Source organism: Verrucomicrobiota bacterium (genome assembly GCA_016871535.1).
Classification (GTDB): Bacteria; Verrucomicrobiota; Verrucomicrobiia; order Limisphaerales; family SIBE01; genus VHCZ01.
Map to the genome: position 1 here is coordinate 1 of VHCZ01000227.1, position 9,825 is coordinate 9,825.

Sequence of the window (9,825 nt, forward strand, 5' to 3'; positions counted from 1 at the left end):
GGTTCACCTTCCCCTTTTGACAATCCGCCGCCCCGCGCCTAGCGTTCCCGGCATGGAATTATTGCATGCCCCCTGGAGGATCGATTACATTCGGGCGCCGAAATCTCCGCCGTCGGATCACTCCCTGTTCACGCGTATCGCCCAGTCGAGCGACGACGCGGCCCACTTCATCGTCTGCCGCGAACGGACCTGCTACGCCGTGTTGAATACCTTCCCTTACAACGGCGGCCACCTGATGGTCGTGCCTTACAAGCAAACCGCGGAACTGAACGATTTGACCGACGAGGAGCTCGGGGATCTGATGAAACTGGTGCGGCGCAGCGTGGAAGTCCTGCGGCGCGTGATGAAACCCGATGGGTTCAACATCGGAATGAACCTGGGGAAAGTCGCGGGCGCGGGCATCGTGGAGCATTTGCACATGCACGTCGTGCCGCGGTGGAAGGGCGACACCAACTTCATGCCGGTGATTGCGGACACGCGGGTTTTGCCGGAAGCGCTCGCCGATGTCGCCGCCCGCCTCCGCGAAGCGTTCGCGGCCTAGAATTTGAAATTTGAAATCTCAAATTTGAAATTCAACTGATGCCTTCCGAGACCCTTCACTTCGAGAACGCCCGCTTCGCTCAGCAGCTTTTCAACAATGACCCGCGCAACTTGCAGGCGCTCGAAGATCAGTTGTCCGTGAAAGCCACGGCGCGCGAAGGCTGGATCAAACTGGAAGGCCCGGCCGACGCCGTCGAATCCGCCAGGCAGTTGTTTGCGTTTCTGGAAAACTCGCTCAAGAGCGGCTCGCCCATCCGCAACCGCGAGTTCGCCTACGCGCTCAACGTGATGAAGAACGACGGACCGCACGCCCTCCAGAGCCTCTCCGCGGAACGCATTCAGACTTCCGCTAAGAAAGCCCTCGTCACGCCCAAAACCGTTGGCCAGAAAAAATACATCGAGGCCATTCGGCGCCACGATATCACGTTTGGGCTGGGACCGGCGGGCACCGGAAAAACCTATCTCGCGGTGGCCCTGGCGGTCGCGGCGCTCAAGGAAGAGAAAATCTCGCGCATCATCCTGACGCGTCCGGCGGTCGAAGCGGGCGAGGCGCTGGGATTTCTGCCGGGCGATCTCTACGAAAAGATTTCGCCTTACCTGCGCCCGCTCCAGGACGCGTTGCACGACATGCTGCCGGTCGAAGAAATTCAGAAACACACCGAACGCGGCACCATCGAGATCGCGCCGCTGGCTTACATGCGCGGACGCACGCTCAACAACGCGTTCGTCATTCTGGATGAAGCGCAGAATTCCACCATGGAACAGATGTTCATGTTCCTGACTCGCCTCGGACACAACTCCAAGGCCGTCGTGACGGGCGATCCGACGCAGATTGATTTGCCCGCGCACAAGCAATCCGGCCTGTTGGAAGCGCACCGGGCCCTGGCGCGCGTGGACGGGATCGCGATTGTGGAATTTACCCGACGCGACGTCGTCCGCCATCCGCTGGTGCAAAAGATCATCGCGGCGTATGAAGAACACCGCGGCAAAGGCCGCGAGGAGACCCGGTGAATTGGCCGACTTGTCCATGAACCTCTGGGTAGGGCGAGCCTGTCCCCAGCGAGCCGAGTCGGACGTGTTCCACGCACGTCCAGCGGCTCGCCGGGACGGACTCGCCCTACCGAGTTCATGGGCCGAGTGCAGGGTCCTTTTGGAACAGGAAGCTTTCCATAAACCTGGTAGGGCTGCGTTGCCGCGCAGCCGGTCTTCCGTCGATGCGGCGGCGCAGCAGCGCCGCCCTACCATCGACGGGTTCATGGCGCCTAAGTCCAGACTGCATCCATGAGTGAAGTGGCGATCCGAAACCGGCAGCGCTCGCGCCGGATTCATGCCAGAATGCTCAAGAGAATTCTGCGCGTGCTCCTGGTCGAGTTGCTTCGCCTGGGCGACTTCGAGGTGTGCGTGCACCTGGTCAGCTCGTCTCGCATCGCCTGGCTCAACGCCCGGTTTTTGCAGCATTCCGGCTCCACGGACGTGATCACGTTCGATGCTCACGACACGCGGCCACCCGGCCGCATCGCCGGCGAAATCTTCATCAGCGTGAACGATGCCGTGCTGCACGCGCGAAAGTTCCGCACGTCCTGGCAGTCTGAAATCGTCCGCTATGTCATCCATGGCCTCCTGCACATGCGCGGGTTCGACGATTTGCAGCCGGCCCGGCGGCGCGTGATGAAACGTCAGGAAAATCGTTTGCTTCGCCAGATTGCCCGGCGGTTTCCGTTGGAAAAATTGGGCCGAATCTAAAACTTGAGATTTCAAATTAGAAATCCTTCATGGACGAGCGAACCACCGGCATCATCCTCCGCACGCGTCCGCTGACGGAAACGAGCCTGATCGTTCATTGGCTCACGCCGGACCTGGGCCGGCTCGCCACCGTGGCCAAAGGAGCGCGCCGCCTCAAATCGCCGTTCGCCGGCAAGCTCGACCTTTTCTTCCGGGCCGATTTCAGTTTTGTCCGCAGCCGCCGGAGCGACCTTCATGGGTTGCGCGAAGTCAGCGTTCGCGATTTCAACCCGATCTTGCGCACGAATCTGGCTTACCTCGAGCAGGCGGCGTACTGCGCGCGTCTGCTGGAACTGGGCACTGAAACCGAAACACCGCTGCCGGGTTTCTACGAAATGTTCGCCGGCGTCTTGATTCTTCTTTCCGGCCAACCGAAAGACCACCGCGCCGTCCATGCGTTCGAGGCCAGATTGCTGCGCGAACTGGGGATCATGCCGGACCTGGCCCGAGGCCCGCTCACGCCGGCGGGCCGGGCCCACTTCACGCAGATCGCGCGCGCGGAGTGGTCCGAGCTGCCGGAGATCGCCTTGGCGGAAGCACAATCCATAGAGATAGGCCGATACCTGCGCGGGCTGATCGCATTTCACTTCGACCGAGTGCCCGCCGGAAGGCCCAGCGACGTTGCTTGCGGAAAGCAGATGGAGAGATGAGGACCGGCGCACAGACTTCCGGTTTTGCCGACTCCTCTCACGATCATCTTCCGAGCCTCGCCCGAAATTCGGAATCCCAATCTCGAAATTCGGATTTGCCAGGGGCGGAAATGACGGAATGCGCGGTGCAGGAATTGCGCCAGTAACCGGCTCTACTTCAACGCGGCCCAGATGCGGTGGACGTCGTCGTGGTCTTCGAGGGTTTGAAGGAATTCGCCAACCTCGGCGCGTTGTTCCTCCGTGAGTTGCGGGTAAATCTTCGGCACGTAACCCGGCTCGCTCGTCACCACGGTCCAGCCGTGCTGCGACAGCCATTTGGACACCGTGTGCAGGGCCGTGCGATCCGCGATGAACCTCGCGCCGGCCACGCCTTCCGGGATGTCGTCGTTTTGGTCGCGCGTCAGCGGTTCAACCTCGTTGGCGCCTGCTTCAATGGCCGCGGCTTCCAGGTCGGCGCGGGTGTCCGGATGATGCGCCTCAACCAGGCCCACAGGATCGAACAGAAACTTGTTGCTCCCCGAACTGCCGAGCTGGCCCGCCCGAAACAACACCCGAATCTCCGGCGCGGTGCGATTCGTGTTGTCCGTGAGCACCTCGACGATGACCGGCACTTTGTGCGGCGCGTAACCCTCGAAGACGATGTGCTCCATCACGAGCTTTTCGTCTCCTTGGCCGGAGCCTTTCTTGATGGCGCGCTCAATCACGTCGCGGGAGACGCTTTCCTTGCGCGCTTTCTCGACGGCGGCGGCGAGCCGGGCATTGAGGTTGGGATCCGTGCCCCCGAGCTTGGCAGCAACCATGATTTCCCGGACGAGTTTGCCCGTGGCCTTCGCCTTCTTCATCGAGGCGACGGCGCGTTTTGCATGCAACCATTGACGGCCCATGGGGGAGAATAGGCGGGAGTGAGTCGGGTGTTCAACCCAATGGTTCAAAATCGACCTTTGCGAGCGTCACGCTCGCTCGATCACTGCGATTGACATACGGCGCTAATTCGGCGCCAATAGTACCGAAACGAAACAGAGTGCCTCTCAGCACGATTGGGAGCAAAAAGCGGAGCAAAGCTCTTTGCAAACTCGATTTCATTATAGCCCACCGGCTGCTTGGAATGTGCTTTCAACATCTTTTCGATTTCATGCTTTCCGTGAAGAATGGAGGTGTCCGCAGGCGACTGGTAATTTGAACCGGGGAAAAGTCGGTTAATTCCGTCCGGATCGGCAAGGTACCAGCATTCGAGGCGCTTAACCGCAACACAAAGGTGAAGGTATCGAGTGGTTAACGGCTTCTTCGCTTCGGCAAGAATCCGAGCGTCGAAGAAGCCAAGTATCTCGCAGACACAGGGACTTTTGTCGCTACCCAGCAGGACGAAGGCAGCCTGGCGTTTAAGATTGCGAAACTCCTCGTACAAGTCCGGAACCGCTCGCACGAGTTTATCGCGGTTTTTCATGTTGCGGATATCGAACTGCCAACCTTGAAGGTGTTTAGGCAACACTTTGTCCCAAAACTGCAAATCTGAAGGTCCTTCAACGCCAACGCCGATTTTCCCCTTAATCATGGGATGCCCCCCAAGACTCCTTGTTCCCAAAGTTCTCCGAGACGAAACCGGCGCTTGAAAGTTGTGACTTCCTCCTGGTCGGATGCAATTCTGATCTTTGTGAAACCCTCTTCCTTGTCGCAGAGTTGCACTTCCTCAGGTTCCAAGAAATCCAGGAAATCGGGGTTATGCGTCGTTGCAATGATTTGTCGATCCGTGGATGCGGCACGGAGGATACTCACGATATGCTCTGAAAGATGAGGATGAAGTCCGTTCTCGGGCTCCTCGATTGCAAGAAGCGATGAATGCCTTGAACTCCACTGTGCGATAACCATTAGCGCAAGCAAGCGGATCGTGCCGTCCGAAGCCGATTCTGGATTGATCGCTCCCCGAATACGATCTTCGAGGAGTTGGAATGCCCACTTATTCTCCACAGGGAGCTGGGTTGTCTTGATACTTTTGAACCCCGGAATGGCGCCCTTGAGTCCTGCAATGATGGACGCAAGTGAACCCTTTCCGTTCTCCTTTTCGATCCGATGAAGCACAACGGAAAGATATTCTCCAGACGAACCGAGGCGAGCGTCTGCGACGTCACGGAATGGCGCTCGCGCAGTCTGGGGATTGATGTTGAAAAAGGACCAGCTCTCCATCTCGCTTCGGAGGATGACGCAAGGGAGACTAAAAAAGACTACACCCAGCGCAGCACGCGACGCCTCTTGCGCCGGTATGGGGAATCGGCGCTCGGGCTTCTCGACAGGCGACAATGGGTCATGAATCTCAACGTGTTCCCGATCTCGCCGCAATGAATAATTTGGAAGCGGTTTTCCTCCTTGCGACAGCTTTGCCTCCAAAGCCTCGGACTCTATCGCAGGAACACCCGATTCCGACCGCACGTCCAGCTTCAACTCGTATCGAGCCTCGTCGATCGAGTATTTTCCGCCGCTTTTTGAACCAACGTCGAAAGACAATCCGGAAAACTTGACCCTGAGTGTCAGAGGCTTGGCCTCTTTCTTTTCGCGAAGTATTTTGTTCCTTACTTCGGTTAGTCCTCCCTCGGCGTCGACAGCCAGTTCAACGTTTTGGAGGATTGAGTTTTGCAGAAATCTCAGCGCGCGGAGAACGTTCGTCTTGCCTGAGGCATTTGCTCCGACGAGGAAATTGAGCCGACTGAACCGAATGGGAGGACCGCTCATTCCAAAGCTCTTAAAGCCGTCAATGTTCAACTCGCGAAGCGTTAGTAACTCAATACAAGGGTGCCACTGCTTTGAAAAGCCTAATAGCCGGGACTTCCTGTGCCCGGGTTCCTCTCTGTTCGATGACGCCTGTCTTGGGAGTCAGCTTTTGTTTTGGATTGGTCAATTTTGAAAACCTATGTCAACGGCGTGTGAGGAGTGGAAGTTGTCAAGTGACGACTCGAACACGGTCAGGGTGAGGGGTGTCGATTTACTTTTGAAACTCAAATCATTCGCAGTGCCAGTCCCACGCCGACGGCGCTCTGGGTGAAGAATAGCACAACCTATACCGAAGGTCACTCGAAGAAACTTCCAAACACGGTTGGGATCTCCCGCACCAGGCAGCGCAAGCTTGTGTTCTGCTCGCGGAGCATGCGGTCCAGCTCGCTCGCGGAAGCATCGGAAGCGAGGATCTTCTCGATCAGGGAGCGGTGCTTGTCAAACCGGGCGCGGTATGGATGCCGCGAATCGGTCCAGTGGGAAAGGAGCCGTTGGCGCATGGCCGGCAGCCGCCACATCCGCCGCCCATACTCGAAGCGGGCGATGTCGTCATAGTTGGGATAGGGCCCCCAAATTGACGTGTCTGGACCAGCGTGCTGCATATGGCCTTTAGGTTACCAGATGAACCCGTTTTGCCCAAGCCTCGTGCGCCCGATCGCGAGGTTCGTTCCGCTTGAGCTTCGGAACCAGCAAATCAGCCGGGGACGGAACGATCACTTCCAGGTGTCCATACTGTTTTCCTCACCGCCCTTCTTCTCCCTATCCTCCTCAAAAAAGGAGGAGAGGGCCGGGGAGAGGAGGTTTGTTCTTAAGGAATACCCCTCTCTTCAGCTCTCTCCCCACTCGTTCCTCGCGGGGCGAGAGAGAAAACACGAGGCAGGCGTTTTTGATGCGAACACAATTGGCGAGGCGCGTGCACTCCCGTCGTCGCTACTGAATCATTCAGCTTTAGTAGGCAATGCGATCCCTCTCCCGATGAACCAGCGCGGCCAGAATCGTATCCAAGATGTCATCCAGCCGTTTGCCGATGTCGTCCGCCAGGAAACGCAGAACAAAATACCCGTGCTGCTGGAGCAACGCGTCTTTGCGCCGGTCGCGTCGATACGCTTCGGCGTCGGCCAAATGTTGCGCGCCATCCAGTTCGATGATCACGCCGGCTTCCGCGCAAAACAAATCCACTTCCATCCGTCCCCGGCTGTCGAAAGGAATCGGCAACTCCACATTCAACCGGAAGCGGCCGGCGGTTTCCGGCAAGGTCTCAAGCCGGCGATACAGGAACGCCTCGCTCGCGCTTCGGGCGCGGTCGGCGCCTTCCGCATCAGGCGCCGGAGAACGCGCGGCGTGCACGAAGAGATTCGCCAGGGGAACATCCACGCCGTCGCGAACGAGCCGCCGGACGCTCGCGGCGTAATCCTGTTTCCATTGCGGATCGATGGGCAGCGGCACTTCGGCCGGCCATCCGGGAACGGCGCTCGCCGGCAGCAGAATTGTGTAGCCGAGCGCTTCGTAACCGCGGCAGCGCCTGTCAAACATTCGTGCGAGCATGGGAACGTCGAGGTCCGCGTAATCATAGACGCGCACCGCGCTTTTGCCTTCGTGGAGCCGGTGCAACCGGCCGACATATTGCGCAATGGTGCCTCGCCAGGAAACCGGCAAAGCCAGGAACAGCGTGTCCAGTCGCGGGTCGTCGAATCCTTCGCCAATGAATTTGCCGGTGGCGACAATCACGCGGGGACCACCGTTCGGCCGCTGCGCGAGCCGTTCGAGCGCGCTTTGAAGCTCCGGCCGGCCCATGCCGCCTTGCAATGTGATTACGTTTGGGATCTCGCGAGACAGCCGCTCCGCCAATAATTGCAAATGCTCCGTGCGCTCCGTGAGCACCAACGGCGAACGGCCTTCGCGGACGACGTTCCGCACATCGGCACAGATCATCTGGTTGCGCGATTCGTCTTTGCGGAGCGCTTCGTAGAGATTGTGAAAATCAGCGCACGGATCGTGTGCAGGTGGAGTTGGCGCACGAAATCCGGTTGGCCGGACAAACACGTGATGTGTGAAAGGCCGCGTGACGGCTTGCTGTCTGGCATCGACACGATGCCGCACCGGGCCGCATTGCATGAAAATGATCGGATGATGCCCGTCTTTGCGGGTGACGGTCGCAGACAGGCCGGTAACAAATTTCGCCTTGGCCCGGCGCGCGACCAATTCAAAACTCCGCGCCGAGAGATGATGGCATTCGTCCACGATCAAGTGGCCGTAAGCTCCGACGCGATCGTCCACTTCGCCTTTGCGGACGAGGCTTTGCATCAACGCCACATCTAACGCGCCGGTGAGTTTCTTCCGCCCGCCGCCCAACCGTCCGATTGCTTTCGGCGGAACACCCAGAAAGGAAGACATCCGTTCGATCCATTGTTCGAGGAGTTGCTGGCGGTGCACAAGCACGAGCGTGTTCACTCCACGTCGCGCAATCAGCCAGGCCGCGAGCACGGTTTTGCCGAAGGCCGTGGTTGCGGCCAGCACGCCCGTGTCGTGCGCCCGCATCGCCTCTGCTGCGGCTTGCTGGTCGGGCCGCAACGTGCCCTGGAACGAAACCTTGAGCGGGGCGCCCGCGCAGCGTTCGTCGCGCAGGACAGCCTTGATCTTGAGCGAGCGGAGCAGTTGCTCAATCTCCTCCAGACATCCGCGCGGCAAGGCGAAATGTTTCGGATGGTCTTCGGCGCAATGGACAATTCTGGGCTTGTAGTACGTCGGCAGACGCATCGCTTGCGCACGGTAGAATTCCGGATTCTGAAACGCCGCCAAACGAAGCAACCGATTCCGAAGTCCGGGCGGCAAACTTTCCTTGGCGATGTAGATCTGATCCGCAAGAACCAATTCGAGAGATTCCGGCAATGGTCCTGCGAGGGGCGGTTCCTGGCGTCGCCGCGAAGGCGGAGCCGTCCAAGGGTCATCGTGGTCTTCGTCTGCCACGGCCTTGCGCACGCCAAGGATTCGGCCCTGGGATTCGGCTTCGCGCACGAGCGCTTCAACTCGGCTTCGGGCAAGTTTTGGCAAGGACGCGAGAAATGCCCACTGATCCGGATGCGGCTGGAATTGCTCGTCGAGAAAGACGGAGTTTCCGCGCTCTCGGGGCTGCCTTTGCAGCGGCAAGGCGATCAGATTCCCGAACCCGCCTTTGGGGAGCGTGTCTTGGTTGGGAAAAAGCCGGTCGTAAGACGCGAGCCCGATTTCAGGCCGATTCTCCATCGTCTCGGTGAGGACATGCGAACCGAGCTTCCGCGCGAGGCTGGCCGGAATCGCTTCCTCAAAGAAAAACCAGATATGAGCGCCATTGCCGGATCGCGAGCGCTCCAACGCGGCGGGCACATCGAGTTTGCGGCACGTCTGGAGAAACTCACCGGCATCCTCCCGCCAATTCTCGCCGTCGAAATCCACGGCCAGGAAGAAGCAGGACTCGTCCTGAAGCATCGGATAAACGCCCATGACGAAGGCGCTGCCGTGGTCATCTTGGCCCGAGAGGTGCCAGCGGATCACTTCATCCGTGACGGAGAGAAAGCGCCGGTTCGGGCAATCGGCGCATTTGATCCTCGGTTTCTCGCAGACGCCGCGAATCCATTCGTTCGCGCAAGCGGGCGCGTAGCCAGTCTTCCCGGTCTTTCTGCTTTCGAATCGCCGCGGGTACACGTCCGTCCGCCCGCGAAAGAGCGATCGGAACAAGGCGATCTTCGCTTCCGGAGGAGAGTTTCGGTTGAGCTTCGGCCCATTCTGAATCGTTCCGGATTCGGAAATGGAAGCGGGAGTGACCACATCCCGTGTCAGCTTCAGGTTGTACTTGGCCAGAATCTGTGCAACGCGTTCCCCTGCGCGCGGCAAGAGTCACGGGATTGCCCAGCACGCCGGGGAAGTAGTCCTCGCAGGCGTAGGCTTCCTCTAATTTTGACCATTTCTTCTTTCGTCATGATCGCACTATCTGCGCTTGGAGCTTGAAGATCAAGCTTCGCCAAACGCTTCATCGCGGAATTGCCGCCGGCCGGTCAATGAGCCAGCGCCCTCTTGTCGGATGAAAAAGTTGCAGCAGTTCTCATTTTGATTG

Annotated in this window: 10 protein-coding genes; 5 read left to right on the forward strand and 5 right to left on the reverse strand. The window is 59.0% G+C overall.

The features are described from left to right. Nucleotides 1-52 precede the first annotated feature (52 nt). Genes FJ398_21755 through recO form a run of 5 tightly spaced genes read left to right on the forward strand, consistent with a single transcriptional unit; the run spans nucleotide 53 to nucleotide 2,972 of the window. A complete protein-coding gene (locus tag FJ398_21755; protein ID MBM3840537.1) occupies nucleotides 53-541 on the forward strand; it encodes an HIT domain-containing protein in 489 nt (162 codons plus the stop codon). Between the two features lie 38 nt (nucleotides 542-579). Then, nucleotides 580-1,551 (forward strand): PhoH family protein, encoded by a 972-nt coding sequence (locus FJ398_21760; GenBank protein MBM3840538.1) that lies wholly within the window; start codon nucleotides 580-582, stop codon nucleotides 1,549-1,551. Nucleotides 1,552-1,567: 16 nt separating this feature from the next. After that, entirely contained in the window at nucleotides 1,568-1,825 is a 258-nt protein-coding gene (locus tag FJ398_21765; protein ID MBM3840539.1) for a hypothetical protein, read from the forward strand. Continuing rightward, a complete protein-coding gene (ybeY, locus tag FJ398_21770) occupies nucleotides 1,822-2,283 on the forward strand; it encodes an rRNA maturation RNase YbeY (protein ID MBM3840540.1) in 462 nt (153 codons plus the stop codon). The genes FJ398_21765 and ybeY overlap by 4 nt, the downstream gene beginning before the upstream one ends. A 29-nt stretch (nucleotides 2,284-2,312) precedes the next feature. Next, nucleotides 2,313-2,972, forward strand: coding sequence for a DNA repair protein RecO (gene recO, locus FJ398_21775; protein ID MBM3840541.1), 660 nt, complete (start codon nucleotides 2,313-2,315; stop codon nucleotides 2,970-2,972). 152 nt (nucleotides 2,973-3,124) lie between these two features. Here the strand turns inward: recO and FJ398_21780 are convergent, their stop codons facing one another. From FJ398_21780 to FJ398_21800, 5 genes are all read right to left on the reverse strand, one after another. Further along, a complete protein-coding gene (locus FJ398_21780) occupies nucleotides 3,125-3,856 on the reverse strand; it encodes a YebC/PmpR family DNA-binding transcriptional regulator (GenBank protein MBM3840542.1) in 732 nt (243 codons plus the stop codon). A gap of 80 nt (nucleotides 3,857-3,936) precedes the next feature. Continuing rightward, nucleotides 3,937-4,524: a DUF4276 family protein gene (locus FJ398_21785; GenBank protein MBM3840543.1), complete on the reverse strand. Its 588-nt coding sequence runs from the start codon at nucleotides 4,522-4,524 to the stop codon at nucleotides 3,937-3,939. Then, on the reverse strand, nucleotides 4,521-5,726 hold the full coding sequence (locus tag FJ398_21790) for a hypothetical protein (protein ID MBM3840544.1): 1,206 nt from the start codon (nucleotides 5,724-5,726) through the stop codon (nucleotides 4,521-4,523). Before FJ398_21790 ends, FJ398_21785 begins: the two co-directional genes overlap by 4 nt. 305 nt (nucleotides 5,727-6,031) lie before the next feature. Beyond that, on the reverse strand, nucleotides 6,032-6,337 hold the full coding sequence (locus FJ398_21795; protein ID MBM3840545.1) for a hypothetical protein: 306 nt from the start codon (nucleotides 6,335-6,337) through the stop codon (nucleotides 6,032-6,034). Nucleotides 6,338-6,683: 346 nt separating this feature from the next. Next, nucleotides 6,684-9,200 (reverse strand): DUF559 domain-containing protein, encoded by a 2,517-nt coding sequence (locus FJ398_21800; protein MBM3840546.1) that lies wholly within the window; start codon nucleotides 9,198-9,200, stop codon nucleotides 6,684-6,686. Nucleotides 9,201-9,825 lie beyond the last annotated feature (625 nt).